We start from the raw sequence: 26,172 nt of genomic DNA on the forward strand, positions 1-26,172 counted from the left end.
ACCAGTACAAATGAAGATCGTCATCGTCGGCGGCGTCGCCGGCGGCATGTCCGCGGCCACGCGGCTGCGTCGCCTGTCCGAGAACGCCGAGATCACCGTCGTCGAGCGCAGCGGCTACGTGTCGTTCGCCAACTGCGGGCTGCCGTACCACGTCGGCGGGGTGATCGAGGAGCGCTCGGCGCTGCTCCTGCAGACCCCCGAGTCGCTCGCCGCCCGCTTCGGCATCCGCGTCCTCGTGCGGCACGAGGTCACCGCGATCGACCGGGCCGGCCGGGTGGTCACCGTGTCCGGGCCCGACGGCGAGGTGGACATGCCGTACGACGCGCTCGTCCTCTCGCCGGGCGCCCGACCGGTCCGCCCCCCGATCCCCGGGATCGAACGCGCGCTGAGCCTGCGGGACATCGAGGACACCGACGCGATGGTGGCCGCGGTGTCCGGCGACGTCCGCACCGCCGTGGTGATCGGTGGCGGGTTCATCGGCGTCGAGGTGGCGGAGAACCTGCGCCACAAGGGCATGGACGTCACGATTGTGGAGGCCGCCGACCAGGCCATGGCCCCGCTCGACCCGGAGATGGCGGCCTTCGTCCACGAGCGCATCCGGGACCACGGCGTGGACCTGCGCCTCGGCGCGGCCGTCGAGGTGATCGGCGAGCGCGACGTGACGCTGGCGGACGGCTCGGTGGTGCCGGCCGACGTCGTGGTGGCGAGCATCGGGGTCCGCCCCGACTCCTCCCTGGCGGTCGACGCCGGCCTCGAGGTCGAGGAAAGCGGCGGGATCGTCGTGGACGAGGCGATGCGCACCTCGGACCCGGCGATCTACGCGGTGGGCGACGCCGTGGTCAAGCGCGACGCCCTCGACGGTTCGGCCGTCATGGTGCCGCTGGCCAACACCGCCAACCGGCAGGGGCGCATGGTGGCCGACGTCATCATGGGCCTCGACGCCGGGGACCGGCCGGTGCTCGGCACCGCGATCGTCGGGATCTTCGGCCTCCAGGTGGCCACCACCGGCTGGAATGCCAAGCGGCTGGCCGCGGCCGGCCGGGAGTTCCGCCAGATCCACACGCACCCGGTGAGCCACGCCGGCTACTACCCGGGCGCGGCGGGCCTGCACCTCAAGCTGCTCGTGGACCCCGAGACGGACGCGATCCTCGGCGCGCAGGCGCTCGGCGAGGAGGGGGCGGACAAGCGAGTTGACGTGATCGCCACGGCCATGGCCGGTGGGGTCACCGCCTCCCGGCTGGCCGACCTCGAGTTGGCGTACGCGCCGGCGTTCGGCTCGGCCAAGGACCCGGTCAACATGCTCGGCTACGTGGCCTCGAACCTCCGCGAGGGGACGGTAGAGACCGTCCAGTGGGACGAGGTTGCCGAGCGCGTGGCGGCCGGAGACGTGCTCCTGGACACCCGGACACCGGGCGAGGTCGCGGGCGGCGCGATCCCCGGCGCGCTCAATATCCCGGTGGACGACCTGCGCGAGCGGCTCGACGAGGTCCCCGAGGGGCGCGTCGTTGCCTACTGCGCGGTGGGAATCCGCGGCTACCTGGCCGCCCGGATCCTCTCGCAGGCCGGCCGCGAGGTGGCCAACCTCGACGGCGGCTACACCACCTGGCGCGCGGCGACGGCAGGGTGAGCCCCCGCCGCCCACCGATGGCTCACGCCTTGGTGGTGCACCCCGCGTCCACGGCGAGGGTCTGCCCGGTGATGTAGCGGGACTCGTCGGAGGCCAGGAAGACGACCGCGCGGGAGATCTCCTCCGGCGCGAGGGCCGGCACCCACTGGAAGTCCGCGGTGTCGGGGTTGTCGGCGAAGCTGGAGTCCAGGTCCGGCATCGTGTTGGTGACGGACTGGAGGAAGTCCGGGCGGGACTCGAACAGCGGGAAGATGTTCGGGTCCGACCCCATGCCGGGCGAGGCCACGCCGGTGGGGTGGACGGTGTTGACGCGGATGCCGTGGCGTGCCAGCTCGTTGGAGAACGAGCGCATGAGCCCCACCACCGCGTGCTTGGCGGCCACGTAGTGCGCGTAGGGGACGTGGCCGCGCAGGCCCGCTGCCGAGCTGGTCATGATGATCGAGCCCGGCCGGCGGGCTCCGATCATGTGCGGCGCCGTGGCGAGGACGGTGTTCCAGCAGCCCTTGGCGTTGGTGTCCATGACGACGTCGTACTCCTCCTCGGAGACGTCGAAGGGCGACGACGGGAAGGTGGCCAGCCCCGCGTTGGCGCACACCACGTCGATCCGCCCGAACGCCTCGAGGCCCACGGCGACGGCGGCGCGGAGCTCGTCGAGCCGGCGGACGTCGGCGACGGCCGTCACCATCTCGCCGCCGGCCTCCTCGACGAGCTGCCTGGTCTCCGCGAGCAGCTCGGCGTTCGCCGGCGCGTAGTTGACGCAGTCGGGGTAGGGGGTTTCGAGGTCGCACCCGATGATCCGCGCGCCCTCGGCGGCCAGGGCCAGCGCATGGGCGCGGCCCTGCCCCTGGCCTGCTCCGGTGATAAAGGCGACCTTGCCGGCCACGCGGCCGCTCTCGTTTCTGACGCTCATCCGACGCTCCTCGTTGTGTGCTGGGGGAACGGGCGGATTCCCGCGCCTCCTCGCGTCGAAACTAGAACACGTTCCCGGTCCGGGTCATCTCCATGCAACAATGCGGATATCGTGATGAGAACACGTTCCAGCGCCGGACGGACATCCGCCCGGCGCACCCCGGAGGGAGTCGTATGAAGACCAAGGCCGCTATCGCCCGCGAACTGGGCAAGCCGTTCGAGATCGTCGAGGCCGAGCTCGACGGGCCCAACCACGGCGAGGTGCTGGTCAAGTGGAAGGTCGCCGGCCTGTGCCACTCCGATCTGCACATCACCAGTGGCGACCTGCCGGGCCGCCTGCCGCTCGTCGGCGGCCACGAGGGCGCCGGCGTCGTGGAGGCCGTGGGCGAGGGCGTGACCCACGTCCAGCCCGGCGACCGCGTGGTGGGCTCGTTCATCCCCGCCTGCGGACACTGCCCGGCCTGCTCGCGCGGCATGTCCAACCTCTGCGACGGCGGCCTCAACGGCACGATCGGCGAGATGGCCGACGGCCGCTACCCCTTCGCTCTGGCCAACGGGGAGACCGCGGGCGCGATGTGCACCCTCGGCACGTTCTCGCAGTACACCGTGGCCAACATGAACTCGGTGGTCAAGATCCAGGACTGGATCCCCTTCGAGGTGGCCGCGCTCGTGGGCTGCGGCGTCACCACCGGCTGGGGCTCCTCGGTCTACAGTGCCGAGGTCAGGCCCGGCGACACGGTCGTGGTCTTCGGCATCGGCGGCATCGGCATCAACGCCGTCCAGGGCGCCCGCCACGCCGGCGCACGGTTCGTCATCGCGATCGACACCGATGCCACCAAGGAGGCCAAGGCCAGGGAGTTCGGCGCCACCCACTTCTACACCGACGTGGACCAGGCCAAGGCCGAGCTGCCGGGCTTGACCTGGGGGCTCATGGCGGAGAAGGCCATCATTACGATCGGCGTGGCCGACGCCAAGGTCACCGCCGACGCGGTGGACATGGTCGGCAAGCGCGGCGTCGTGGTGCTCACCTCGATGGGTGGGCTCGGCAACCAGTCGATCAACCTCACGGGCCTGTTCGTCTCGCAGTACGAGAAGGTCGTCAAGGGCTCGCTCTTCGGCTCGGCCAACGCCTTCTACGACATCCCCAACATCCTGCGCCTGTGGGACGAGAAGCACCTCAAGCTCGACGAGCTCATCACCCACCGCTTCACGCTCGACACCGTGAACGAGGGCTACGAGCTCATGGAGTCCGGCGGGGAGGGCCTGGTCCGCGCCATCCTCGTGCACGAGGACTGACCGGCGCCCCGTCCTCCGGCAGGGCCCCGCGTCCGGACTGCTCGTCCAGACGCGGGGCCGTCGCCGTCGCTGATGCGACAACTTGATACCCCCAGCGGTACACTGGTCGGCAATGGTGGGCCGACGGGCCCGTGATCAGGAGGTGTGCGGTGGGCGACATCGACGCTCGGCAGCAGGTTCTCAACAGGCTCCGCCGCGCGCGCGGGCAGCTCAACGCGGTCATCGAGATGGTCGAGCAGGAGCGGCACTGCAAGGACGTCGTCACGCAGCTGGCCGCCGTGTCCAAGGCGCTCGACCGGGCCGGATTCAAGATCATCAGCGCCAACATCCAGGAGTGCATGGCCCGCGAGGGCGAGCCGGACGACGACGGCATGACCGTCGAGGAGCTGGAGAAGCTCTTCCTCTCCCTGGCCTGACCCGCCGCCCCGCCGCCGCCGGGCGTGGGACACTGGCGGGGTACCCGTAGGGCACAGCCGAGCAGATGTGGAGGTCGTACGTCATGGACGTCGGGATCGGAACGTTCACCGAGATGGACTTCGACGAGGCGGTGGAGGCCACCCGGAAGGCGCTCGCGGACCGAGGCTTCGGCATCCTCCACGAGATCGACCTCACGTCCACGTTCAAGCAGAAGGCCGACGTCGACATCGAGCGCGTCCTCATCCTGGGTGCCTGCAACCCGGGCTTCGCGGCCCAGGCGTTCGGGATCAGCAAGGACGTCGCGCTGCTGCTGCCGTGCAACGTCGTGGTCCGCGAGTCGGGCGGCGGCTGCATCATCGAGGCGCAGAACCCGGGCCTGCTCGCGCACGTGATCTCCGGAGGCCTGCAGAACCTCGCCGACGACCTGTCCGCCCAGATGCGGCAGATGATGCGCGAACTCACTCGCTGAGTGCCGCTACGCTCGTGGGCATGCAGCCCGGTGAGCACGGACAGAACCCGCACGAGCAGGACCCCCGCGTCCTCGCCCAGCGTCGCCTCGAGGTGATGGTGGGCCGGGGCGAGTTGACGCTGTCCGAGTTCTCCGAGCGAGCGGAGAAGATCTGGGCGGCGACCTGTCCCGCCGAGCTCGAGGAGGCGCTGAGCGGCCTGCCCGCGGCGCCCCTCGCCGAGCAGGGGCGGGCCGCCCCGCCTGCCGCCCACACCGGGTCGGCGATCACGGTCGACGCCAGCGCCAAGCGCACCTCCGTCTTCGAGACGATCAAGCGGGAGGGTCGGTGGGAGCTGCCCGACGACCAGCGGTTCACCAGCTGGTTGGGCGAGATCTACCTCGACCTGCGCGAGGCGGTCGTCGACCGGCAGCGCACGCGCCTGCAGCTGGACCTGTGGTGCGCCAACGCCAAGATCCTCGTGCCGCCCGGGGTCACCGTCGCGGTCACCGGCGATCGCACGATGTCCGAGCTCAAGGTGGACGAAGGCAGGTACGAGGTCTCCGGCGGGCCGCGCCTGGACATGGAGATCAACGGGTTCATGGCCGGGGCCAAGATCAAGGTGCTCGCGGCGGGGGAGAAGATCCCCAAGGCCTGGAAATGGTTCTGACCGGCGCGGTTGCTATGACGGCGAGGTGCGCCGTCGCCACACCGCATGCCGGTGCCGGACCTCGCCGTCGTACCCCTCCACCCGGCTGCGCGGGTCGGTGACCCACGTGCCGACCTCGACCCGCTGCCACTCCGGCCCGAGTTCGGGCGCGCGGACGTCGCCGGCGGCGTCGGCGTCGATCTCGGTGACCACGCACTCCTGCGCCAGCGGCAGCGCGGCGGCGTAGATCTGCCCGCCGCCGATCACCGCGACGTCGGGGCCCGCCGCGGCGAGCGCCTCCTCGAGCGAGCCGGCGCGCTCGGCGCCGTCGGCCGCCCAGTCGGGATCGCGCGTGCACACGATGTTGCGCCGCCCGGGCAGCGGCCGGAAGCGGTCGGGGAGCGACTCCCACGTCGCGCGCCCCATCACCACGGGCCGGCCGAGGGTGGCCTGCTTGAAGTGGGCGAGGTCGGCGGGCAGGTGCCACGGCATGGCCGCGCCGTCGCCGATCACGCCGTCGCGGGCCTGTGCCCACACCATCCGCACCATCGGACCGCGCCCCGTCAGACCGCGACTGGGGCCTTGATGCCCGGGTGGTGTTGGTAGCCCACGATCTCCATGTCCTCGAAGCGGTAGTCGAAGAGCGAATCCGCGCGGCGCAGGCGCAGCTCGGGGTAGGGGTACGGGTCGCGGGCGAGCTGGGTGTGGACCTGGTCGGTGTGGTTGTCGTAGATGTGGCAGTCGCCGCCGGTCCAGATGAACTCGCCCACCTCGAGCCCCACCTGCTGGGCCATCATGTGCGTGAGCAGCGAGTACGAGGCGATGTTGAATGGCACGCCCAGGAAGAGGTCGGCGCTGCGCTGGTAGAGCTGGCAGCTCAGTCTGCCGTCGGCCACGTAGAACTGGAACAGCAGATGGCAGGGCGGCAGGGCCATCCCGGGCAGGTCGGCCACGTTCCACGCCGAGACGATGTTGCGGCGCGAGTCCGGGTCCGAGCGGAGCAGGTCGAGCGAGGCCGAGATCTGGTCGAGGTGCCGGCCGTCCGGGGTGGGCCACGAGCGCCACTGCACGCCGTAGACGGGGCCGAGCTCGCCCCGGGCGTCGGCCCACTCGTCCCAGATCGTCACGCCGTTCTCCTGGAGCCAGCGCACGTTGGACTCGCCGCGCAGGAACCACAGCAGTTCGTAGGCGACGGACTTGAAGTGGACGCGCTTGGTGGTGATGAGCGGGAAGCCGGCGGCCAGGTCGTAGCGGAGCTGGTGGCCGAAGACGCTGCGCGTGCCGGTCCCCGTGCGGTCGGACTTGGGTGTGCCGTGCTCGAGCACGTGGCGGAGCAGGTCCTCGTAGGGGGTGGGGACGGTCATGCGCGCGAGTCTAGTGGCCCGGCGCGGCCGGTCCGGCGTCAGCCGCGCGCCGCGGCGATGATCTCCTCGGCGAGCTCGGGTCGGCAGATGAGGATGTCCGGGGCGTAGGTGTCCTCCTGGTTGAAGACCTTCTCGCCGCCGTCGAGCCGCGAGGCGTGCAACCCGGCGGCGAGCGCGACGGCCACCGGGGCGGCCTGGTCCCACTCGTTCTGGCCCCCGGCGTGGACGTACGCGTCGGCGTCGCCGAGCAGCACCGAGAGCATCTTGGCGCCGGCCGAGCCCATCGGCTTGACAGCCATCCCGGTGGCGCGCGCGACCCGCTCGGCCACCTCGGGCGGGTTGTTGCGGCTCACGACCATCGTCCCGGCGAGCGGGCCGTCGACGTAGGTCACCTGGTCGGAGCGGAAGACCCGCGTGGAGTCGGGCAGGCCCACCGCGGCCACGCCGGGGGCGCCGTCGACGACGAGGGCCACGTGTACCGACCAGTCGGCCCGCCCCGTGGAGAACTCCTTGGTGCCGTCGATGACGTCGATGATCCACACCCGCTGCTTGTCCAGGCGGGACAGGTCGTCGGAGGCGTCCTCGGACAGGACGCCGTCGTCCGGTCGGTGGACCGAGAGCACCTCGTCCGTCCAGGACTGGGCCACCTCGGTGGCGACCCGGGCCAGGGACCGGCCGTGGAGCAGTCCGCCGGCGCGGGTGCCCTTGACGATGTCACCGATGCCGGTGGCGAGGAAGTACGCCAGTTCCTGGTCGTCGAGATCGCGCATGCCCTCACTCTACGGAGGTCCGGCGGCGGGCGGACCCGTGTCGTATCGGTGCGTCATGATGAGTTCATGTCCGAGGCGCTCGAACGGTTCCACCCGGCCACCGCCGCGTGGTTCCGCGGGGCGTTCGGCGCCCCCACCGCCGCCCAGGTGGGGGCCTGGGAGGCGCTGGCGACCGGCGCGCACACGCTGGTCGTGGCGCCCACCGGCTCCGGCAAGACCCTGTCGGCGTTCCTGGCCTCCCTCGACCGGCTGGTCACCGCCGACGCCCCGGCCGACCGCCCCGCGGGTACCCGCGTCCTCTACGTCTCGCCGCTCAAGGCGCTGGCTGTGGACGTCGAGCGCAACCTGCGCGCCCCGCTCGCCGGCATCGCGCGCGAGGCGGCGGCTCGGGGCGCCGAGCCCCCGGCGGTGACGGTGGGCATCCGCACCGGCGACACCCCGGCCGACGAGCGACGCCGCCAGCGCACCCGGCCGCCGGACGTCCTGGTGACCACGCCGGAATCGCTGTACCTGCTGCTCACCTCCGCCGCGCGGGAGACGCTGGCCGGAGTGGACACGGTGATAGCCGACGAGATCCACGCGGTGGCCGCTACCAAGCGCGGCGCCCACCTCGCCCTGAGTCTCGAGCGGCTCGACGCGCTGCTCGCCCGCCCCGCTCAGCGAATCGGCCTGTCCGCCACCGTGCGCCCGCACGCCGAGGTGGCGCGGTTCCTCGCCGGCGAGCGCCCGGTCACCGTGGTGGCGCCCGCCTCCGACAAGCGACTCGAGATCACCGTCCGGGTCCCGGTCGAGGACATGGCCGACCTCGCCTCGGCGCGGATGCAGCCCGGCCGCGAGGTAGAGGCGCCGCCGGGCACACCCGGGCAGGGCTCGATCTGGCCGCACGTTGAGCGGCAGGTCGTGGACCTGATCACCACGCACCGCTCCACCATCGTCTTTGTCAACTCCCGCCGCCTCGCCGAGCGGCTCACCGCGCGGATCAACGAGATCCACGCCGAGGACACGGACCCGGATGCACTCGCTCCGGCGCCGCCGCGCCCGCCCGCGCAGATCATGGTCCCCTCCGAGGTCTCGCGGGGCGCGCCCGCGGAACTGGCGATGGCCCACCACGGCTCGGTGTCCAAGGAGCGCCGGGCGCTCATCGAGGACGACCTCAAGGCGGGGCGCCTGCGCGCCGTGGTGGCCACGTCGTCGCTCGAGCTGGGCATCGACATGGGCGACGTGGACCTGGTGGTGCAGGTGGAGTCACCGCCGTCGGTGGCCTCGGGCCTGCAGCGCGTCGGCCGCGCCGGCCACCAGGTGGGGGAGGTCTCGCGCGCCGCGGTGTTCCCCAAGCACCGCGCGGACCTCGTGCACTGCGCCGTGACGGTCGAGCGGATGCTCGCCGGCGGAATCGAGCGGATGACGGTGATCGCCAACCCGCTCGACGTCCTGGCCCAGCAGACCGTGGCCGCGTGCGCGCTCGACGAGCTGGACGTGGAGGAGTGGTTCGCCACCGTCCGCCGCGCCGCCCCGTTCGCGGGCCTGCCGCGGTCGGCCTTCGAGGCCACGCTCGACATGCTCGCGGGCCGGTACCCGTCCGCGGACTTCGCCGAGCTGCGGCCGCGGCTGGTGTGGGACCGCGACGCCGGGGTGCTCACCGGCCGCCCGGGCGCGCAGCGCCTCGCGGTGACCTCCGGCGGCACCATCCCCGACCGCGGGCTGTTCGGCGTGTTCATGGCCGGGGAGAAGGCCGCGCGGGTCGGCGAGCTCGACGAGGAGATGGTGTACGAGTCCCGCGTCGGTGACGTGATCGCGCTCGGTGCCTCGAGCTGGCGGATCGAGGAGATCACCCACGACCGCGTGGTGGTGACTCCCGCCCCGGGCGGCTCGGGCCGGTTGCCGTTCTGGCTCGGCGACGACCAGGGTCGGCCCGCCGAACTCGGCCGCGCCCTGGGGGCGTTCCTACGGGAGGTCGCGGGTGGCGGGGAGAGCACGGTCACGGGCCGGCTCCGCGAGGCGGGACTGGACGAGCTCGCCGTCGTCAACCTCCTCCGCTATCTCGCCGACCAGCGCGAGGCCACGGGCCACGTCCCGAGCGACACCACGCTGGTGGTGGAGCGGTTCCGCGACGAGGTGGGTGACTGGCGGGTAGTGTTGCACTCGCCGTTCGGCGCGCGTGTGCACTGGCCGTGGGCGGAGGCCGTGCGGGCGCGACTGGCCGCCGCGCACGGGTTCGACGCGGTACCGGTGGTGAGCGACGACGGGATCATCCTGCGGGTGCCGGACACGGTCGACGACGCCGGCGACCCGACCCCGCCGGGGGCGGAGCTGTTCGCGATCGGCGCCGAGGAGGCCGTGGACCTGGTGACCGAGCACGTCGGCGGCTCGGCCCTGTTCGCCTCGCGGTTCCGAGAGTGCTCCGCCCGCGCGCTGTTGCTACCGCGCCTGGACCCGGGCCGGCGGGCACCGCTGTGGCAACAGCGGCTCAAGTCGGCGCAGCTGCTCGACGTGGCGCGCCGCTACCCCGACTTCCCGATGATCCTCGAGGCCGTCCGCGAGTGCCTGCAGGACGTGTACGACGTGCCGGCGCTCGAGCGGCTGCTCGGCGAGCTCGAGGCGCGGACCGTCCGGCTCGTCGAGGTGGAGACGCCCACGGCCTCGCCGTTCGCGCGGTCGTTGCTCTTCGACTACGTGGGGGCGTTCGTCTACGAGGGCGACTCGCCGCTGGCGGAGAAGCGGGCGGCCGCGCTGAGCATCGACCCCACGCTGCTCGGGCAACTCCTCGGCCGGATCGAGCTGCGCGAGCTGCTCGACGCCGACGAGCTGAACGCCGTGGAGCGGCGGCTGCAGCACCTCGAGCCCGGGCGCACAGCGCGCGACGCCGAGGGCGTGGCGGACCTGCTGCGGCTGCTCGGGCCACTCACGCTCGACGAGCTCCACGGCCGCACCACGGACCCGGGGCTCGTCGACGGCTGGCTCGCCGCACTGGCCGACGCCCACCGAGTCGTGGCCGTGGACCACGCCGGCCGCACCTGGTGGGCCGGGGTCGAGGACGTGGCCCGCCTGCGCGACGGGCTCGGCGTGCCCCCGCCGCCCGGGGTGCCCTCGACGTTCCTCGAGGCGGCCGACGATCCGCTCGGCGACCTCGTCCGCCGCTACGCCCGCACCCACGGGCCGTTTACCGCCGAGGCGCTCGCCGACCGTTTCGGCCTGGGCGTGGCCGTGGCCCGCGGGGTCCTGGAGCGCCTCACCGCCACCGGCACCCTGCTCGCCGGGGAGTTCCGGCCCGGGGCGACGGGGCGGGAGTGGTGCGACGCCGAGGTGCTGCGCCAGATCCGGCGGCGCACGCTCGCGGCGCTGCGCAGCCGGATCGAGCCCGTCTCCCACTCGGCGCTCGCGCGGTTCCTGCCCGGCTGGCAGTCGCTCGGCGCCGGGCCGTCTGCCGGCCGTGAGTCGGGGGTCGACGGAGTGTTGGCGGTGATCGAGCAGCTCGACGGCCTCGCGCTGCCCGCCTCCGCCCTCGAGCCACTCGTGCTGGCGCCGCGCGTACGCGACTACTCTCCGGCGATGCTCGACGAGCTCCTCGCGAGCGGGGAGGTCCTGTGGTCCGGGCGCGGCCGCGCGGGCTCGCGGGACGGCTGGATCTCGCTGCACCCCGCCGAGACCGCGGGGGCCACCCTGCCGCTCGAGCGGCCCGCGCCGGAGGGGCCATTCCATCGCGCGATCGTCGAGTCCCTGCGCGGCGGCGCCCTGTTCTTCCGCGACGTGGTGGCGGCGGTCAAAGAGATAGCCGACGAGGCCGAATCGGTCACCGAAGCCGCGGTCCGCGACGCGCTGTGGGACCTCGTCTGGGATGGGGTCGCGACCAACGACACCCTGGGGCCGGTGCGGGCCGTGCTGGCCGGGGGCGGGTCGTCCGGCTCCGGCACCGCCCACCGCGCGACGCGCCCGGGGGCCCGCCCGCGCCGCGCCCGCCTCGGCCGCACGAGCATGGCGCAGCTGAGCGGTGCGGTGGCCGCGGGCCTGCGGACGCCGCCGATCCTCGCGGGCCGCTGGTCGCTGCTTCCGGAGGCCCTCGACGACCCCACCGTCCGCGCGCACGCCTGGGCGGAGACGCTGCTGCTGCGCCACGGCGTGGTGACCCGGGGCGCGGTGGAGTCCGAGGAGATCCCCGGCGGGTTCGCCGCCGTGTACAAGGTCCTCGCGCAGATGGAGGACGCCGGACGGTGCCGGCGCGGCTACTTCGTCGAGGGCCTGGGCGCCGCCCAGTTCGCGGCGGGCAGCACGATCGACCGGCTGCGGGCCGAGGACGACACCGCCGACGACACCCGCTGGCCCTCCGGCGCGGACGAGCCGTCGGTGCGCGTCCTCGCCGCGACCGACCCGGCCAACCCGTACGGCGCGGCGTTGCCGTGGCCGGCCACCGCCGCGTCCCGCCACCGGCCGGGGCGCAAGGCCGGCGCGCTGGTCGTGCTGGTGGACGGGCTGTGTGCGCTGTTCGTCGAGCGCGGCGGCCGGACCGTGCTCGTGCTCGACGGGGGAGCCGAGGCGGTGCCGCTCGCCGCGTCCGCGCTCGTCGACGCCGTCCGCGCGGGGGCCGTGGGCACGCTCACAGTGACCGCGATCGACGGCGAACCCGTCCACTCCTCGCCCCACGCCGCCGCGTTCGAGGCCGCGGGCTTCGGCGCCACGCCCCGGGGGCTGCGGATCCGTCGCTGAGTCGCTAACGTATGCATAAAGGCGCATATGTCGCAGGTGGACGGACCGACGGCGGGGGTGACGACGATGGGGGCGGGCCACAGCCACGGTCTCGGCCACGCACACGGTGCCGTGCGGCCGGCGGGCCACGCGGGAGCGCGGTACCGGGCGCGCCTCGCGGCGGCGTTCGGGCTCACGGCCGCGTTCTTCGTCGTCGAACTCGTCGCCGGCCTCGTCTCCGGCTCGCTGGCGCTGCTCTCCGACGCCGGGCACATGGCCGCCGACGTGGTGGCGCTCGGGGCGGTGCTGGCCGCCACGATGATCGCGCCGCGGCCGGACCGGACCGGGCGGCGCACGTTCGGCTCGTACCGCGTGGAGATCTTCGCCTCCGCCCTGGCGGTGCTCATCATGCTGGGGATGGGCGTCTACGTGCTGGTCGAGGCGGCCGGGAGGCTCGGCGGCGGGGCGGGCCCGGCGACCGGCACGATGCTCGCGGTGGGGGCGCTCGGCCTGGCGGTGAACCTCGTGGCGCTGGTGCTGCTGCGCGACGGCTCGCAGGAGAGCCTCGCGGTGCGCGGCGCCTACCTCGAGGTGCTCGCCGACGCCGCGGGGTCCGTCGGCGTGATCGCGGCCGCGCTGCTCATCCGGGTTACCGGCTCGCCGGTGTGGGACCTCGTCGTGGCGGTGGCGATCGCGGTGTTCATCGTGGTCCGCGCCGTGGTACTGGGCCGGCAGGTGCTGCGGGTTCTGGCCCAGCACGCCCCCGAGGGCGTCGACCCGGCCGCGGTCACCGCCGAGCTCGCCGGGATCGACTGCGTCGAACAGGTCCACGACCTGCACCTGTGGACGCTCACCTCCGGCATGGATGTGGGCACGGTGCACCTGGTGGTGAGCGAGGACGCCGAGCACGCGGCCGTCCTCGACGCCGCGCGCCACATCCTGCGCGACGACCACGGCGTCGAGCACGTCACCGTCCAGATCGAGACCTCAGGCCGTGCCGGGTGCCACGAGCTGGGATGGTGAGAGGGTGGACGGCGTGAGCGGTGACGGCGAGGTGGGCCACGACGGCGAGGTGATCCGGTCGCTGCGCGACGACGAGTTGCCGCTGCTCGCCGACGCCACCCTCATGAACGTCAACTGGACCGGGGAGCCCCGCTTCACCGCCGCCGACGTCGCGGCCGAGCCGACGCTCGCGCACTACACCGTGCTGGACCGCGGGCGCGGCGACGAGGCCCTGGTGGCGGTCGCGGGCGGCGAGACGGTCGGCCTGGTCTGGTACCTGTTCCTCGGCGGCGACGACCCCGGCTTCGGTCACGTGGCCGACGACGTCCCCGAGTTGAGCGTGTGCGTGTGGCCCGGCCACCGCGGCGCCGGGCTGGGGGAGCGGCTCGTCGAGGCGGCCTGCGCGCACGCCGCCGGCCGCGGGGTGCGGCGGATGTCGCTCAGCGTCGAGGCCGGCAACCCCGCCCGCCGGCTCTACGCCCGGCTCGGCTTTACGGACGTCCCCGGCGCGGCCGAGGGGACGATGGTCCGCGGACTGTGAGGCGCCCCCGCCAGGCGTCTCGCCCGGCCGGCGTCTAGCCTGGCCGGGTGGCGGAGCGAACGGTGACGGACCGACTGATCAGGCTCGCGACGGCGGCCGATGTGGAGCGCGTGGTGGACCTGCGCGAGAGCATGTTCCGCGACATGGGCGTGGACTGCTCTGACGACGCCTGGAAGGGGCCGTGCCGCGACTGGTACGCGGCCCGGATCGACGACCCCGCCCACCGGATCGTCGTGGTGGAGGAGGCGGACCGCGTGGTTGCCTGCGTCATCGGCTCGCTCCGCGACAGCGCTCCGGTGCCGGGGCTGGACGGCCACGGCGATGTCCTGGTGAGCACCGTGAGCACCGACTCCGACGCGCGCGGTCGCGGCCACGCACGGACGGCGCTCGAGCAGGTCCTGGACTGGGCCCGCGGCGCCGGGGTGGCACGCGCCGAGCTCATGACCTCGCCGGACGGGCGCCACCTGTACGAGGCGCTGGGCTTCCGCGTCACCGAGTTTCCCGCCATGCGGACTCCACTGGCGTAGAGGGCGGGTCCGCATGCCCGAGGGAGACTCCGTCCACCACGCCGCGCGGCGCATCCACGCGGCGCTCGCCGGCCGGCGGCTGGCCCGGGCCGAGCTGCGGGTGCCGCGGTTCGCGGCGGTCGATCTGCGGGGGCGAACTGTGGAGCGGGCGTACGCGCGGGGCAAGCACCTCTTCGTCGTCGTGGGACCCGACGCCGCGGGCCGCGACCCGGTGACCCTCCACGTGCATCTCAAGATGGAGGGCCGTATCCACGTGCACCGCCTCCACGTGCACAACAGCGGTGAGCCCCGCGCCGGGCGGCGGTGGCGGTTCCCCGCCCACACCGCGCGGCTCGTGCTGGCGACGGGGGACGACGACGAAGCGGCGGTCGAGGTGGTGGGCACCGAGCTGGGCTTGCTGCGCGCGCTGACCCCGGCTGAGGCGGCCGAGGCGGTCGCGCACCTCGGGCCGGACCTGCTGGACCCCGACTGGGATCCCGCCCGGCACTTGGAAGAGGCCGTCCGGCGGCTCGCGGCACGCCCGGACCGGACCATCGGCGAGGCGCTGCTCGACCAGCGCAACGTCGCCGGCATCGGCACCATCTACCGCGCCGAGGTCTGCTTCCTGCGTGGCGTTGACCCCCGCGAGCCGGTGGCGTCCGCGGGTGACCTGCGCGCCCACGTCGACCTTGCGCGACGCCTGCTGGCCACCAACGTGGTCCGTCCCGACCGCGTGACCACCGGCGACACCCGGCGCGGCCACCGACTGTGGGTGTACGGGCGCGACGGCCGGCCGTGTCGGCGGTGCGGGACCCTCGTCGAGACGTTCCGTCTCGGTGGGGGGGAAGACTCTCTCGACCGTGTGGCCTTCCGGTGCCCGTCGTGCCAGCCTCGGCGCGCCCCGTCTGAGGGGGGCCGTGCCACACTGGGGGATCCCGACCAGCGGGACCACGACCACCGGTAGGAGGCACCCCCGTGACCGACCGCAAGACCATCCTCATCACCGGCGCCAGCGCCGGACTCGGCGAGGGCATGGCCCGCCGCTGGGCCGCGCAGGGGCGTGACCTCGCTCTGTGCGCCCGTCGCCTCGACCGGCTGGAGTCGCTCCGGACCGAGCTCACGGCCGCCAACCCCGGGATCCGGGTGGCGGTGCGGGAGCTCGACGTGACCGACGGCGACGCCGTGCAGGCCGCGTTCGGCGAGCTCGACGCCGAGCTCGGCGGGATCGACCGCTTCGTGCTCAACGCCGGTCTCGGCAAGGGCGCCTCGATCGGCTCCGGCAAGGCGCACGCCAACCGCGAGACGGCCATGGTCAACGCGATCGGCACGCTCAACCAGGCCGAGGCTGCCGTGGAGATCCTCCAGCGACGTGGCGAGGGCCACGTCGTCTTTATCTCCTCCGTCAGCGCCCTTCGCGGCATGGTCAAGGCGCAGAACACCTACTCGGCGTCCAAGGCGTTCGTCTCCGCCCTGGCGCAGGGCCTGCACGCCGAGCTCGACAACGCCGGAAGTCGGATCAAGGTGAGCGACATCCTGCCCGGCTACATCCGCACCGACATCAACCGCTCGGTCAAGACCAAGCTCATGACCGAGTTCGACGAGGGCGTCGACGCGTTGGTCAAGACCATCGACGCCGAACCCGCCCGCGCGCTCGTGCCGGCCAAGCCGTGGAAGGCCATCGGCCCGCTGCTGCGCCTGCTACCGGAGAAGGCCAGCCGGAAGTTCATCTGAGGCGGGGCGAGAGGCGGCCGGGGTCAGAACGGAGGCTCGTCGAGGAGCTCCGCCAGGTCCCGTTCGATCCGGCTCTCGCGGCAGGACGCGGTCCGGCGACGGCTCGCGGCCGCGCGGTCCCGGGCCCGGGCGGCCCGCTCGGCACGGACGCGTCGGGCCCGCCGGTGGAAGTAGGTGGGCTCGGCTTCGGGCTCGGTGGTGGGCTCGGGCGAGGCGGGTTCCGGCGCGGCCGTGTTCTCGGCGGCCCGGCGGTCGGCTGTCCGGCGCTCGGCAGCAGCGCGGCGATGTCGCGCGAGCGGACCGGAGGGTCTGGTGACCATTCGTTTGCCGTCGGGCGTCTCGACGACGAGGGTGCCGTCCGGGAACATCCGGTAGCGCCAGTCCGAGAACGTCTTGAACCGGTGGTGCCGCCGGCAGAAGATGAGGTTGTTCCTCTCCGCCGTCGGACCTCCCCGTGCCGGGGCCGAGTGGTTGAACGGGACCAGGTGGTCGATGTCGCCGTACTCGGCCGGCGCAGAACACCCCGGGTGTCGGCAGGTGCCGTCGCGGAGCTCGACCGCCCGCGCCAGTGCGGATGATGGTCGGTACATGTGGGTGCGGTCGGGGTCGTCGGCGGCGCCGGGGGTCGGGTCCACGTGCTCGAGCGAGGAACCGTCCGAGGAGGCCAGCATGTCGAGCAGTGCCCGGATCGAGGACTCGCCGGTGCGTGGGAAGCGGACCTCGGGCTCGGAGCCATCGGCGGTCCCGACGACGGTGACCTTGGGGCGCAGCACCACAGAACCGGACTCCGAGCCGGGCACCAGGCCACAGGCGAGCGCCATGAGCGCGTCCGCGCGCCTCTCGGCAGGAGAATGCCTCGACATGTCCTCGTGGTCCCCGCTCTCGGCGAGGGCTGCCACGACCGCGTCCAGTCGCTCGGACAGGACGGCGGCTTCGCCCGAGGTGAGGGCGGCCCGCATCGTGCTCATCCCGTCGCCGTCCTTGCGGAAGGTGACCCCTCGGTCTCGCGCGGCGTCCTCGCGACGGCGCCGGATCCCGTCCGCGTCGAAGCGACGGATGATGTCGTCCACGCGATCGCGGATCGCGCCCGCCGAGAGGCGCTCACCCGATTCGAGGGCGGCGAGGAGATCCTCGACGACCCTGCGCTGCACCGCGGCGAGCGCACCGGGATCCACCGTCCTCATCTGCCGGGCGAGCAGTTCGGCGGCCTGGAGGTCGAGACGGCCTTCGCCGAGGGCCGCGAGGACCGCGGGGAAGCGCTCGGTGAGGTCGACGGCGAGACCGATCATCCTCTCCGCCCGCCCGCAGGAGATCGCGAACTCGGCCACGAGGTGACCGGCACACACGTCGAAGGGGTCGATCACCGCGTAGCCGGGCCGGCGATCGGCGAACGCGCCGGGGTCCTCGGATCGCACACACTCCTGGTAGAGCGCGTAGCAGGCGCGGAGACGCTCGGCGGCGGCGCGGTTCTCGGCGATCCGGGCATCACGGGCGCGGCCGGAGAGTGCGGCCAACGCCGAGGAGCCCGGCGATCCGGTCCCGACTCCGTCCATGGTCACACCCCCCGATGTCTCGAATATGCTTTCGATTCTATACGGCGGTCAGGTCGGGGGTCAAGGGAAAACTCGAACGGATTTTCGGTATGTGGCAGTCGTGCGCCGGGCGCGCACCTAGCGCCGTCCGCGGGCCTCGCGGTAGATGTCGACGAGCGAGTCGGTCGAGGAGTCGAAGGCGTCGCCGGGGTGCTCCTCGGCCGTGAGCAGTGGCAGCAGCTCGCCCGCCTGGGCCTTGCCGAGCTCGACGCCCCACTGGTCGAAGGCGTTGATGCCGAGCACGGTGGCCTGGACAAAGACGACGTGCTCGTACAGCGCGATGAGCTGACCCACGACCCCGGGGGACAGCGCCGGCGCCAAGATCGTGGTCGAGGGCCGGTTGCCGGGCATGACCTTGTGCGGGGCGAGCGCGGGATCCACGCCGTCGGCCAGCACCTCGTCCTCGGTCTTGCCGAAGGCCAGGACGCGGGACTGGGCGAAGAGGTTGGCCATGAGTAGGTCGTGCATCGACCCGGTGCCGTCGGCGGTGGCCAGGTCGTCGGCCGGGCGCGCGACGCCGATGAAGTCCACCGGCACGAGTTGCGTGCCCTGGTGCAGCAGCTGGAAGAACGCGTGCTGGCCGTTGGTCCCGGGCTCGCCCCAGTAGACCTCGCCGGTGGGGTAGGTGACCGCGGCGCCGTCGTGGCGCACCGACTTTCCGAGCGACTCCATGGTGAGCTGCTGCAGGTAGGCGGGAAAGCGCAGAAGGTCCTGGGCGTAGGGGATCACGGCCTTGGACTGTGCGCCGAGGAAGCAGGTGTACCAGATGCCCAGCAGAGCCATGATCACCGGCGCGTTGTGCTCCGGGGACTCGGTGGCGAAGTGTTGGTCCATGGTGTGGAAGCCCTCGAGGAGTTCGATGAAGGCGGCGGGGCCGGCGGTGATCATCACCGACAGGCCGATCGCCGAGTCCACCGAGTAGCGGCCGCCCACCCAGTCCCAGAAGCCGAACATGTTGTCCGCGCCGATCCCGAAGTCGGCGACCTTCTCTGCAGCCGTAGAGACGGCGACGAAGTGCGCGGCGACCGCGTCCTCCGATCCCAGGGCCTCGACGAAGTGGCGGCGCGCGGCGTGCGCGTTGGCCATGGTCTCCTGGGTGGTGAACGTCTTGGACGCCACCACGACGAGGGTCGTGGCGGGGTCGATCTCGGCCAGGACGGCCGAGAGGTCGGCGGGGTCGACGTTGGAGACGTAGTGGGCGGAGATCCCGGCCGTCTTGAGCGAGCGCAGCGCCTTGTCCACCATGACGGGGCCCAGGTCGGAGCCGCCGATCCCGATGTTCACCACCGTGTCGATCCGCTCGCCCGTGTGGCCGGTCCATTCGCCGGAGCGGATCCGCTCGGCGAAGTCGGTCATCCGGCCCAGGACCTCGTGCACGTCGGCCACCACGTCGCGGCCGTCGACGACGAGCTCGGCGTCCGCCGGGAGCCGGAGCGCCGTGTGGAGCACCGACCGGTCCTCGGTGGTGTTGATCTTGTCGCCGCGGAGCATCGCCGCCCGCGCGGCCGTGAGCTGCGCGGCGTCGGCCACCTCGACGAGGGCGGCCAGGACGTCGTCGGTGACGAGCTGCTTGGAGTAGTCGATGTGCAGGTCGCCGGCGGTGACGGTGAGCCGGCGTCCGCGATCCGGATCGGCCTCGAACAGTTCGCGGAGCGTCACCTCCCCGATACCCGGTACGAGCCGCTCGACGGCAGCCCACTGCTCGGTCGTGCTGATGTCCTGGTCGGTCACTGCCCACTCCTCACCACGTCGTCCCCGGTCGCCACCGAGGCTAGCGGGCGATGCTCCGCCGGGGCGGGAAGGCCGGAGCGCAGGGGCGCGCCCGAGGTCGGCTGGTGTCGGGCACTCAACCACCACACGTGGCTGGGGCTCGCGTCCACCGTCGGGCGCGTCAGCCCAGGCGCCCCCGGCCAAGCCTGAGCAGCATTCCGGCGAGGGTCTGGCCCTCCTGGCCGAGGACGGAGAAACGCTCGTACACCTTGAGCTCGCGCGTGTGGACGAGTTTGGTGCCACCGGACTTCATGCGCGTCGCGCCGATGCGCCGCGAGATCTCGGTGCGGCGCGTGATGGCCTCGAGGATCTCGGCGTCGAGACGGTCGATCTCCCGGCGCAGTTCCTGGATCTCGGCCTCGGACAGTGGATCGTCGGTCCCGGCCGGGTCGAGAGCCGGGGGGAGGGGCTCGGAGGACGGGTCGGTGCTCATGGACGGGAATTATCCCACGCGATATCCGTGTTGCCCACGAGGGACTCCGGAAGGGGTCTACTCTCCCTTCTCATGGAGAATTTCGCGTCGCTGCTCGGCGACATCGGCTCCGTCGTCTGGGGGCCCTTCGTCCTGATCCCGTTGCTCCTCGGCACGGGCCTGTTCCTCACCATCCGGCTCAAGCTCCTGCAGCTGCGCAAGCTCGGGCCGGCCCTCAGGCTCGGGTTCGTCCAGCGACACGACGAAGGAGCCGAGGGTGACATCTCGCAGTACCAGGCGCTCACCACCGCGCTCGCCGCGACGGTCGGTGTCGGCAACATCGTCGGTGTCGCCACGGCGATCGGCCTCGGCGGGCCGGGCGCGCTGTTCTGGATGTGGATCACCGCGCTGCTCGGCATGGCCTCCAAATATTCGGAGGCGTTCCTCGGCGTGCGCTTCCGCGTGACCGACGCGAAGGGCGAGCAGTCCGGCGGCCCGCAGTACTACCTGCACCGCGGATTCCGCGAGGTGTTCGGCGAGAAGGTCGGCAGGATCGGCTGGGTCCTGTCGATCGTTTTCGCGGTGTTCGCAGTGATCGCCAGCTTCGGTATCGGCAACATGACGCAGGGCAACGCCGTGGCCACCCAGCTCGAGAACTCGTTCGACGTGCCCCTCGAGGTCACCGGCATCGTCCTGTTCGTCCTCACCGGCGCCGTGCTGCTCGGTGGCATCAAGGCGATCGGCCGGGTGACGGCGGGGTTCGTGCCTCTCATGATCGTGCTGTACATCCTCGGCGGCCTGGTCGTGCTCGTCGTCAACGCCGACCAGATCCCCGGCGCCTTCGGTCAGGTCTTCGCCGACGCCTTCACCGGCACCTCGGCCGTGGGCGGGTTCGCGGGCTCGGCCATTCTGTACGCCATCCAGATGGGTGTCGCCCGCGGCATCTTCTCCAACGAGTCCGGCATGGGTTCTGCGGCGATCGCGGCGGCCGCGGCCAAGACCTCGCACCCCACCCGCCAGGGCCTGGTGTCCATGACCCAGACCTTCATCGACACGATCATCGTCGTGACCTTCACCGGACTCGTGCTGGTGACCACCGGTGTGTGGGAGCAGGGCGGCGACGCGTCGGGCACGATGACGGCCGAGGCGTTCCAGACCGCGATCCCGTTCGGCGACAAGCTGGTGGCCGTGTCCATCGCGTTCTTCGCGTTCTCCACCATCCTCGGCTGGTCCTACTACGGCGAGCGGTGCGCGGAGCGCCTCGTGGGCCGGGTCGGGGTCCTGCCGTACCGCATGATCTTCACCTGCGTCGTGTTCGTGGGCGCGGTGACCGAGCTCGAGGTGGTGTGGAACTTCTCGGACGTCATGAACGGGCTCATGGCCATCCCGAACCTCATCGGGCTCCTGGTGCTGTCCGGCCTCGTCGCCCGCGAGACCAGGCACTACCTGAACAACGATCCGAAGCTCGAGGCCACGAGTGCGCAGGTCGATCAGTTCATGGGGGCGGGCCGGCGCTGAGCCGGGCACGGCCGGGCGGTGCCGCACGCCGTGCCCGGGCGGGCGTGTCGGACCCGGTGGGTAGATTGGTCGGACGATGACGCACCCCGCCCCCACCCCCGCCCACACCGCCGGTCCCGCACCCGCCGCTCAGGCCGGGAGTCCGCTCCTCGCGGGCCTCAACCCGCAGCAGGCCGCCGCGGTCACGCACCGCGGCGGCCCGCTGCTCATCGTGGCCGGTGCCGGTTCCGGCAAGACCAGCGTGCTCACCCGGCGGATCGCCCACCTGCTGGCGGAGGGCGGGGCGCACCCGGGGCAGATCCTCGCGATCACCTTCACCAACAAGGCCGCCGCCGAGATGCGAGAGCGCGTCTCGGCGCTGGTGGGGCCCCAGGCCGAGCGGATGTGGGTGGCCACCTTCCACTCGATCTGCGTGCGGATCCTCCGGGCGCAGTCGGCGCTGCTCGGCACCCGCAACTCCAATTTCACGATCTACGACTCGGACGATTCGCGCCGCCTGCTCGGCATGATCGCCAAGGAACAGCACCTCGAGGTCAAGAAGTTCACCCCGCGCATGCTCGCGTCGGCTATCTCCAACCTCAAGAACGAGCTGATCGAGCCGGACGAGGCCAGGGATCGGGCGCTGGAGGACTCCGACCGGACCGCGCAGACCGTCGCGGCCGTGTACACCGAGTACCAGTCCCGGCTACAGGCGGCCAACGCCTTCGACTTCGACGACCTCATCGGCGAGACCGTCGCCCTCCTGCGCGCGCACCCGGACGTGGCGGCCTACTACCGGCGGCGGTTCCGGCACGTGCTCGTGGACGAGTACCAGGACACCAACCACGCCCAGTACGTGTTGGTCCGCACCCTGGTGGGGGGAACGGTGGGCGACGACGACGAGGTGGGCGTGCCCCCGGCGGAGCTCTGTGTGGTGGGTGATGCCGACCAGTCCATCTACGCGTTCCGTGGTGCCACGATCCGCAACATCGAGGACTTCGAGGAGGACTACCCGGACGCGCGGTCGATCCTGCTGGAGCAGAACTACCGCTCCACGCAGACGATCCTCGGCGCGGCCAACGCCGTGATCGCGCGGAACCCCGGGCGCCGCCCGAAGAACCTGTGGACGGATGCCGAGGGCGGCGAGCTGCTCGTGGGCTACGTGGCGGACAACGAGCACGACGAGGCACGGTTCGTGGCCGGGGAGATCGACCGGCTCGTCGACTCCGGCGACCACGACTACGCGGACATCGCGGTGTTCTACCGCACCAACAACTCCTCCCGCGTGGTCGAGGACGTGTTCGTACGCCTCGGGTTGCCGTACAAGGTCGTGGGCGGAACGCGCTTCTACGAGCGCAAGGAAATCCGCGACATCGTGGCCTACCTCAAGGTTCTCGCCAACCCGGACGACGCGGTGGCGCTGCGCCGCATCCTCAACACCCCGCGACGCGGGATCGGCGATCGCGCCGAGGCGTGCGTCGTGGTCCACGCCGAGCAACGAGGGATCGGCTTCGGCGAGGCGCTGCGCGACGCCGCCGAGGGGCGCGTGGCGATGCTGGGCACGCGGGCGGTCAACGCGATCTCTGCGTTCGTGGCGCTGCTCGACGAGCTGCGCGGCCGGCTCGAGGGGGAGGAGCACGCGGGCGGCGAGAGCTCGGTCCCCGACGTGGGCGCGCTCGTCGAGGCAGTCCTCGACCGCACGGGCTACCGCGCCGAGCTCGAGGCCTCCAACGACCCGCAGGACGGCGCCCGCCTGGACAACCTCAACGAGCTGGTGGGCGTGGGCCGCGAGTTCTCCTCCGAGGCGGCGCTGCAGCGGGCCGCGGCCGAGCAGGGCTTCGGCCCCGGCGCCGAGGGTGACGGCGACGGTCTGGACGCCCAGCTCGACGAGGGCGTGGCCGAGCCGGGCTCGCTCGCCGCGTTCCTCGAGCGGGTCTCCCTGGTGGCCGACGCCGACGAGATTCCCGACGACTCCCAGGGGCAGGTCACCCTGATGACCCTGCACACGGCCAAGGGCCTGGAGTTCCCGGTGGTGTTCCTCATCGGCATGGAGGACGGGCTCTTCCCGCACATGCGGGCGCTGGGCGACCCGGCCGAGCTCGCCGAGGAGCGTCGCCTGGCGTACGTGGGCATCACCCGCGCCCGCCGGCGGCTGTACCTCTCGCGCGCGATGATGCGCTCGTCGTGGGGCCAGCCCATGACCAATCCCGGATCGCGCTTCCTCGAGGAGATCCCCGCCGAAGCGATCGACTGGCAGCGAGAGGAGCCCGCCGGTGGCATCGGAGGGTTCGATGACGACGACGGGTTCGCCCCGCGTCGGCGCTTCGGCGGCGGGGGCGGCGGCTACCGGTCCGGCGGCTCCGGCGCGGGGCGGTCCACGGGAATCCCGCGGGCCAAGGCCTCTGGGCCCGCGCTCGAGCTGGCGCCCGGCGACCGCGTAACGCACGACAAGTACGGGCTGGGCAAGGTGCTCTCGTGCGACGGCTCCGGGCCGCGCGCGACCGCGACGATCGACTTCGGGGCGTCGGGGAAGGTGCGCCTCATGCTCATCGGCGGCGTGCCGATGCAGAAGTTGTAGGGGGGCAGGTCGCCCGCCGAGCGGGCCGGGCGGCTCAGCTCAGGGAGGAGCCGCCGCCGGTGCTGCCGTCGAGGCCGATGCCGTGCTGCGCCAGCCAGACCACCGGGTCGATGTGGTCATTGCCGTCGTTGAGCAGGACCTCGAAGTGCAGGTGCGAGCCGGTGGAGAAGCCGCGCGAGCCCATGCCGGCGATCTTCTGGCCGGCGTAGACGCGCTGGCCCACCTCGACGTCGAGGGTCTCCATGTGGCCGTAGACGGTCATGACGCCGTCGTCCGACATGATGCGGATCCAGTTGCCGTAGCCCTGGGCCGGGCCCGAGTCCACCACGGTGCCGTTGGTGGCGGCGAGGATCGGGGTGCCGACCGCGTTGGCGATGTCGATGCCGGCGTGCATGACGCCCCAGCGCATGCCGTAGGGGGAGGTGAAGGCGCCGACGGCCGGCAGTGCGATCTGCGGGCGGCGGGCCTTTTCCTCGGCGATCTCGCGCTGGGTGTTGATCTCCGTGCCCGCCTTGAGGGTGGAGACGATCGTCGAACGGAGGTCTTCGGCGACGTCGTCCGCGGCGACCACGGGGGCGGGCTGCGAGGGCGTAGCGACGGCGGGGGTTGCCGGGGCCTGCGGCGCGGCGGGGGCCGGGGCGGCCTCGCCGCCGGCGAGCAGCGCGATGTCGCCCGACTCGGTGGCCTGGGTGCCGCCCGCGCCGAGCGCGGAGCCGGCCGAGGCGGCGGAGACCGCGGCGCCCGCGGCCACCGCGAGGACCGCGGCACGGCCACGCAGCGCGTGGGGCGGGGCGGGGACACGATGCCGGCCGGTGCCGGAGGAGCCACGGGCGGGAATGACGACGGGGGTCGCGCTACCACCCTGATGCGACTCGTTCACCGTTGTCGTTTCCCCTCTGATCTCCGGTCGTGACCTTTTCGTGACTAAGACGTCGTCCAAGGTAACGGACCGGCAACGGTGCCGCAAGGTGAACGGCGGGGAAACCGGGAAGGTCTGATCGGAGCGCTGTGGCGGGTGGGGACGGTGTTCCCGCCTGGGTCGATAGATGCTGTTGTGGCAGCGCTTCGTCCGTCCGGGGTCCGAGGTTACTGTGACGCAACGCACAGGGTTACCCCCGGAGTGGGACGGGCGACACAGTCGGCGCCTAGTATGAGGCTCGACTCGGCTTTGAACCAGGGCCGGGCGAATCTACCCACGTCTAGATGGTGAGCTGATGGACCTCTTTGAATACCAGGCAAAGGCTCTCTTCGGTAAGCACGACGTCCCCACCACCCCGGGGCGCGTCGCGGACACCGCGGAGGAAGCCGAGAAGATCGCCGCCGAGATCGGTAAGCCGGTCGTCGTCAAGGCGCAGGTGAAGGTCGGCGGCCGCGGGAAGGCCGGCGGCGTCAAGCTGGCGGACGACCCGGCCGAGGCCAAGAAGCACGCGGAGGACATCCTCGGCCTGGATATCAAGGGTCACGTCGTCAAGCGTCTGCTGGTCGCCGAGGCCAGCGACATCGCGGAGGAGTACTACATCTCGTTCCTGCTCGACCGCGCCAACCGCAACTACCTGGCCATGTGCTCGGTCGAGGGCGGCGTCGAGATCGAGCAGGTCGCAGAGGAGACCCCGGACCGCCTCGCCAAGATCAACATCGATCCGACCGTCGGTGTCGACCGCGCCAAGGCGCGCGAGATCGCCGCTGCGGGCCACCTCCCCGAGGAGGTGCTCGACTCCGCCGCCGTCACCATCGAGACCCTGTACAAGGTGTTCATCGAGGAGGATGCGACCCTCGTCGAGGTCAACCCCCTCGTCCGCACGCCGGACGACCGGATCCTCGCGCTCGACGGTAAGGTCACGCTCGACGAGAACGCCGAGTTCCGACACAAGGACGTCTTCGAGGACTTCTCCGACGCGGGCACCACCGACCCGCTGGAACTCAAGGCCAAGGGGAACGACCTCAACTACGTCAAGCTCGACGGCGAGGTCGGCATCATCGGCAACGGTGCCGGTCTCGTGATGTCCACCCTCGACGTCGTGGCCTACGCGGGCGAGCAGTACGGCGTCGGCCCGGCCAACTTCCTCGACATCGGCGGCGGCGCCTCGGCCGAGGTCATGGCCAACGGCCTCGACGTGATTCTCGGTGACGATCAGGTCAAGAGCGTCTTCGTCAACGTCTTCGGCGGCATCACCGCGTGCGACGCGGTCGCCAACGGCATCGTCAAGGCCCTCGAGATCCTGGGCGACGAGGCCAACAAGCCGCTCGTCGTCCGCCTCGACGGCAACAACGTCGAGGAGGGTCGCAAGATCCTCGCCGACGCGAACCATCCGCTCGTGACCCTGGCCGAGAACATGGACTCCGGGGCCGCCAAGGCCGCCGAGCTGGCCTCCAAGTAAGGAAGAG

General features: G+C 72.2%; 23 protein-coding genes. 15 read left to right on the plus strand and 8 right to left on the minus strand.

Annotated features, from left to right (window positions below; all coding sequences use genetic code 11):
- The first annotated feature begins 10 nt into the window (after positions 1–10).
- Complete coding sequence (locus ACH0BZ_RS01930) at positions 11–1,627, plus strand: FAD-dependent oxidoreductase (RefSeq protein ID WP_406896213.1); 1,617 nt, start codon at positions 11–13, stop codon at positions 1,625–1,627.
- 22 nt (positions 1,628–1,649) lie between these two features.
- Here the strand turns inward: ACH0BZ_RS01930 and ACH0BZ_RS01935 are convergent, their stop codons facing one another.
- A complete protein-coding gene (locus tag ACH0BZ_RS01935) occupies positions 1,650–2,537 on the minus strand; it encodes a mycofactocin-coupled SDR family oxidoreductase (protein WP_406896215.1) in 888 nt (295 codons plus the stop codon).
- A 173-nt stretch (positions 2,538–2,710) separates the two neighbouring features.
- Between ACH0BZ_RS01935 and ACH0BZ_RS01940 the strand changes: the two genes are divergently transcribed.
- The 4 genes from ACH0BZ_RS01940 (at position 2,711) to ACH0BZ_RS01955 (ending at position 5,365) form a co-directional block, all read left to right on the plus strand.
- Positions 2,711–3,832, plus strand: a complete 1,122-nt coding sequence (locus ACH0BZ_RS01940) for an NDMA-dependent alcohol dehydrogenase (RefSeq protein ID WP_406896217.1) — start codon at positions 2,711–2,713, stop codon at positions 3,830–3,832.
- Positions 3,833–3,981: 149 nt separating this feature from the next.
- On the plus strand, positions 3,982–4,248 hold the full coding sequence (locus ACH0BZ_RS01945; protein WP_406896219.1) for a metal-sensitive transcriptional regulator: 267 nt from the start codon (positions 3,982–3,984) through the stop codon (positions 4,246–4,248).
- 83 nt (positions 4,249–4,331) lie between these two features.
- A complete protein-coding gene (locus tag ACH0BZ_RS01950) occupies positions 4,332–4,718 on the plus strand; it encodes a DUF302 domain-containing protein (RefSeq protein WP_406896221.1) in 387 nt (128 codons plus the stop codon).
- Positions 4,719–4,738: 20 nt separating this feature from the next.
- Positions 4,739–5,365, plus strand: a complete 627-nt coding sequence (locus ACH0BZ_RS01955) for a DUF1707 domain-containing protein (RefSeq protein ID WP_406896223.1) — start codon at positions 4,739–4,741, stop codon at positions 5,363–5,365.
- A 12-nt stretch (positions 5,366–5,377) separates the two neighbouring features.
- Here ACH0BZ_RS01955 and ACH0BZ_RS01960 read toward each other — a convergent pair whose 3' ends face one another.
- The 3 genes from ACH0BZ_RS01960 to ACH0BZ_RS01970 are packed head-to-tail and all read right to left on the minus strand — an operon-like array spanning position 5,378 to position 7,478.
- Positions 5,378–5,893 carry a dihydrofolate reductase gene (locus ACH0BZ_RS01960; RefSeq protein ID WP_406896225.1) on the minus strand — a complete coding sequence of 172 codons (516 nt, stop codon included), beginning with the start codon at positions 5,891–5,893 and terminating at the stop codon, positions 5,378–5,380.
- A 14-nt stretch (positions 5,894–5,907) separates the two neighbouring features.
- On the minus strand, positions 5,908–6,708 hold the full coding sequence (locus tag ACH0BZ_RS01965) for a thymidylate synthase (RefSeq protein WP_406896227.1): 801 nt from the start codon (positions 6,706–6,708) through the stop codon (positions 5,908–5,910).
- 38 nt (positions 6,709–6,746) lie between these two features.
- Positions 6,747–7,478 (minus strand): inositol monophosphatase family protein, encoded by a 732-nt coding sequence (locus ACH0BZ_RS01970; RefSeq protein WP_406896229.1) that lies wholly within the window; start codon positions 7,476–7,478, stop codon positions 6,747–6,749.
- Positions 7,479–7,544: 66 nt separating this feature from the next.
- Between ACH0BZ_RS01970 and ACH0BZ_RS01975 the strand changes: the two genes are divergently transcribed.
- The 6 genes from ACH0BZ_RS01975 to ACH0BZ_RS02000 all read left to right on the plus strand — a co-directional run bounded on the left by ACH0BZ_RS01975 (position 7,545) and on the right by ACH0BZ_RS02000 (position 15,938).
- Positions 7,545–12,179 (plus strand): ATP-dependent helicase, encoded by a 4,635-nt coding sequence (locus ACH0BZ_RS01975; RefSeq protein ID WP_406896230.1) that lies wholly within the window; start codon positions 7,545–7,547, stop codon positions 12,177–12,179.
- A 66-nt stretch (positions 12,180–12,245) separates the two neighbouring features.
- Complete coding sequence (locus tag ACH0BZ_RS01980; protein WP_406896336.1) at positions 12,246–13,181, plus strand: cation diffusion facilitator family transporter; 936 nt, start codon at positions 12,246–12,248, stop codon at positions 13,179–13,181.
- A gap of 13 nt (positions 13,182–13,194) precedes the next feature.
- The gene (locus ACH0BZ_RS01985) at positions 13,195–13,701 is read left to right on the plus strand and encodes an N-acetyltransferase family protein (RefSeq protein ID WP_406896231.1); all 507 of its coding nucleotides are present in this window, start codon (positions 13,195–13,197) and stop codon (positions 13,699–13,701) included.
- Positions 13,702–13,763: 62 nt separating this feature from the next.
- On the plus strand, positions 13,764–14,228 hold the full coding sequence (locus tag ACH0BZ_RS01990) for a GNAT family N-acetyltransferase (RefSeq protein ID WP_406896232.1): 465 nt from the start codon (positions 13,764–13,766) through the stop codon (positions 14,226–14,228).
- Between the two features lie 13 nt (positions 14,229–14,241).
- The gene (locus tag ACH0BZ_RS01995) at positions 14,242–15,171 is read left to right on the plus strand and encodes a DNA-formamidopyrimidine glycosylase family protein (protein ID WP_406896233.1); all 930 of its coding nucleotides are present in this window, start codon (positions 14,242–14,244) and stop codon (positions 15,169–15,171) included.
- 11 nt (positions 15,172–15,182) lie between these two features.
- On the plus strand, positions 15,183–15,938 hold the full coding sequence (locus tag ACH0BZ_RS02000; RefSeq protein WP_406896234.1) for an SDR family oxidoreductase: 756 nt from the start codon (positions 15,183–15,185) through the stop codon (positions 15,936–15,938).
- A 23-nt stretch (positions 15,939–15,961) separates the two neighbouring features.
- Here ACH0BZ_RS02000 and ACH0BZ_RS02005 read toward each other — a convergent pair whose 3' ends face one another.
- The gene (locus ACH0BZ_RS02005; RefSeq protein WP_406896235.1) at positions 15,962–17,491 is read right to left on the minus strand and encodes a DUF222 domain-containing protein; all 1,530 of its coding nucleotides are present in this window, start codon (positions 17,489–17,491) and stop codon (positions 15,962–15,964) included.
- A gap of 117 nt (positions 17,492–17,608) precedes the next feature.
- Positions 17,609–19,261 carry a glucose-6-phosphate isomerase gene (pgi, locus tag ACH0BZ_RS02010; RefSeq protein WP_406896237.1) on the minus strand — a complete coding sequence of 551 codons (1,653 nt, stop codon included), beginning with the start codon at positions 19,259–19,261 and terminating at the stop codon, positions 17,609–17,611.
- On the opposite strand from pgi, the gene ACH0BZ_RS02015 reads away from it, so the two are divergent.
- Complete coding sequence (locus tag ACH0BZ_RS02015; protein WP_406896338.1) at positions 19,250–19,450, plus strand: DUF5701 family protein; 201 nt, start codon at positions 19,250–19,252, stop codon at positions 19,448–19,450. The genes pgi and ACH0BZ_RS02015 overlap by 12 nt on opposite strands.
- On the opposite strand, the gene ACH0BZ_RS02020 is transcribed toward ACH0BZ_RS02015, so the two are convergent.
- Positions 19,422–19,733: a chorismate mutase gene (locus ACH0BZ_RS02020; RefSeq protein ID WP_406896238.1), complete on the minus strand. Its 312-nt coding sequence runs from the start codon at positions 19,731–19,733 to the stop codon at positions 19,422–19,424. The two genes, ACH0BZ_RS02015 and ACH0BZ_RS02020, sit on opposite strands and share 29 nt — an antisense overlap.
- Before the next feature lie 72 nt (positions 19,734–19,805).
- Between ACH0BZ_RS02020 and ACH0BZ_RS02025 the strand changes: the two genes are divergently transcribed.
- Positions 19,806–21,230, plus strand: a complete 1,425-nt coding sequence (locus tag ACH0BZ_RS02025; RefSeq protein WP_406896239.1) for an alanine/glycine:cation symporter family protein — start codon at positions 19,806–19,808, stop codon at positions 21,228–21,230.
- Positions 21,231–21,306: 76 nt separating this feature from the next.
- Positions 21,307–23,787 carry a UvrD-helicase domain-containing protein gene (locus ACH0BZ_RS02030; protein WP_406896241.1) on the plus strand — a complete coding sequence of 827 codons (2,481 nt, stop codon included), beginning with the start codon at positions 21,307–21,309 and terminating at the stop codon, positions 23,785–23,787.
- 34 nt (positions 23,788–23,821) lie between these two features.
- Here the strand turns inward: ACH0BZ_RS02030 and ACH0BZ_RS02035 are convergent, their stop codons facing one another.
- Positions 23,822–24,667, minus strand: a complete 846-nt coding sequence (locus ACH0BZ_RS02035) for a M23 family metallopeptidase (protein ID WP_406896242.1) — start codon at positions 24,665–24,667, stop codon at positions 23,822–23,824.
- A gap of 334 nt (positions 24,668–25,001) precedes the next feature.
- Here ACH0BZ_RS02035 and sucC point away from each other — a divergent pair, with 334 nt between their 5' ends.
- Positions 25,002–26,165, plus strand: a complete 1,164-nt coding sequence (gene sucC, locus ACH0BZ_RS02040; RefSeq protein ID WP_406896244.1) for an ADP-forming succinate--CoA ligase subunit beta — start codon at positions 25,002–25,004, stop codon at positions 26,163–26,165.
- The last annotated feature ends 7 nt before the right edge of the window (positions 26,166–26,172 follow it).

The sequence above is a fragment of the Dietzia sp. 179-F 9C3 NHS genome (genome assembly GCF_045369825.1).
Classification (GTDB): Bacteria; Actinomycetota; Actinomycetes; order Mycobacteriales; family Mycobacteriaceae; genus Dietzia.

What these genes read in the sequence shown, in the direction of transcription:
- ACH0BZ_RS01965 (WP_406896227.1), bottom strand. Translation starts at nt 6,708, where the DNA reads ATGACCGTCCCCACCCCCTACGAGGACCTGCTCCGCCACGTGCTCGAG.
- ACH0BZ_RS01950 (WP_406896221.1), top strand. Translation starts at nt 4,332, where the DNA reads ATGGACGTCGGGATCGGAACGTTCACCGAGATGGACTTCGACGAGGCG.
- ACH0BZ_RS01955 (WP_406896223.1), top strand. Translation starts at nt 4,739, where the DNA reads ATGCAGCCCGGTGAGCACGGACAGAACCCGCACGAGCAGGACCCCCGC.
- ACH0BZ_RS01935 (WP_406896215.1), bottom strand. Translation starts at nt 2,537, where the DNA reads ATGAGCGTCAGAAACGAGAGCGGCCGCGTGGCCGGCAAGGTCGCCTTT.
- ACH0BZ_RS01960 (WP_406896225.1), bottom strand. Translation starts at nt 5,893, where the DNA reads ATGGTGCGGATGGTGTGGGCACAGGCCCGCGACGGCGTGATCGGCGAC.
- ACH0BZ_RS02025 (WP_406896239.1), top strand. Translation starts at nt 19,806, where the DNA reads ATGGAGAATTTCGCGTCGCTGCTCGGCGACATCGGCTCCGTCGTCTGG.
- ACH0BZ_RS01975 (WP_406896230.1), top strand. Translation starts at nt 7,545, where the DNA reads ATGTCCGAGGCGCTCGAACGGTTCCACCCGGCCACCGCCGCGTGGTTC.
- ACH0BZ_RS01980 (WP_406896336.1), top strand. Translation starts at nt 12,246, where the DNA reads ATGGGGGCGGGCCACAGCCACGGTCTCGGCCACGCACACGGTGCCGTG.
- ACH0BZ_RS02005 (WP_406896235.1), bottom strand. Translation starts at nt 17,491, where the DNA reads ATGGACGGAGTCGGGACCGGATCGCCGGGCTCCTCGGCGTTGGCCGCA.
- ACH0BZ_RS01930 (WP_406896213.1), top strand. Translation starts at nt 11, where the DNA reads ATGAAGATCGTCATCGTCGGCGGCGTCGCCGGCGGCATGTCCGCGGCC.
- ACH0BZ_RS02030 (WP_406896241.1), top strand. Translation starts at nt 21,307, where the DNA reads ATGACGCACCCCGCCCCCACCCCCGCCCACACCGCCGGTCCCGCACCC.
- sucC (WP_406896244.1), top strand. Translation starts at nt 25,002, where the DNA reads ATGGACCTCTTTGAATACCAGGCAAAGGCTCTCTTCGGTAAGCACGAC.
- ACH0BZ_RS01995 (WP_406896233.1), top strand. Translation starts at nt 14,242, where the DNA reads ATGCCCGAGGGAGACTCCGTCCACCACGCCGCGCGGCGCATCCACGCG.
- ACH0BZ_RS01940 (WP_406896217.1), top strand. Translation starts at nt 2,711, where the DNA reads ATGAAGACCAAGGCCGCTATCGCCCGCGAACTGGGCAAGCCGTTCGAG.
- ACH0BZ_RS01970 (WP_406896229.1), bottom strand. Translation starts at nt 7,478, where the DNA reads ATGCGCGATCTCGACGACCAGGAACTGGCGTACTTCCTCGCCACCGGC.
- ACH0BZ_RS02020 (WP_406896238.1), bottom strand. Translation starts at nt 19,733, where the DNA reads ATGAGCACCGACCCGTCCTCCGAGCCCCTCCCCCCGGCTCTCGACCCG.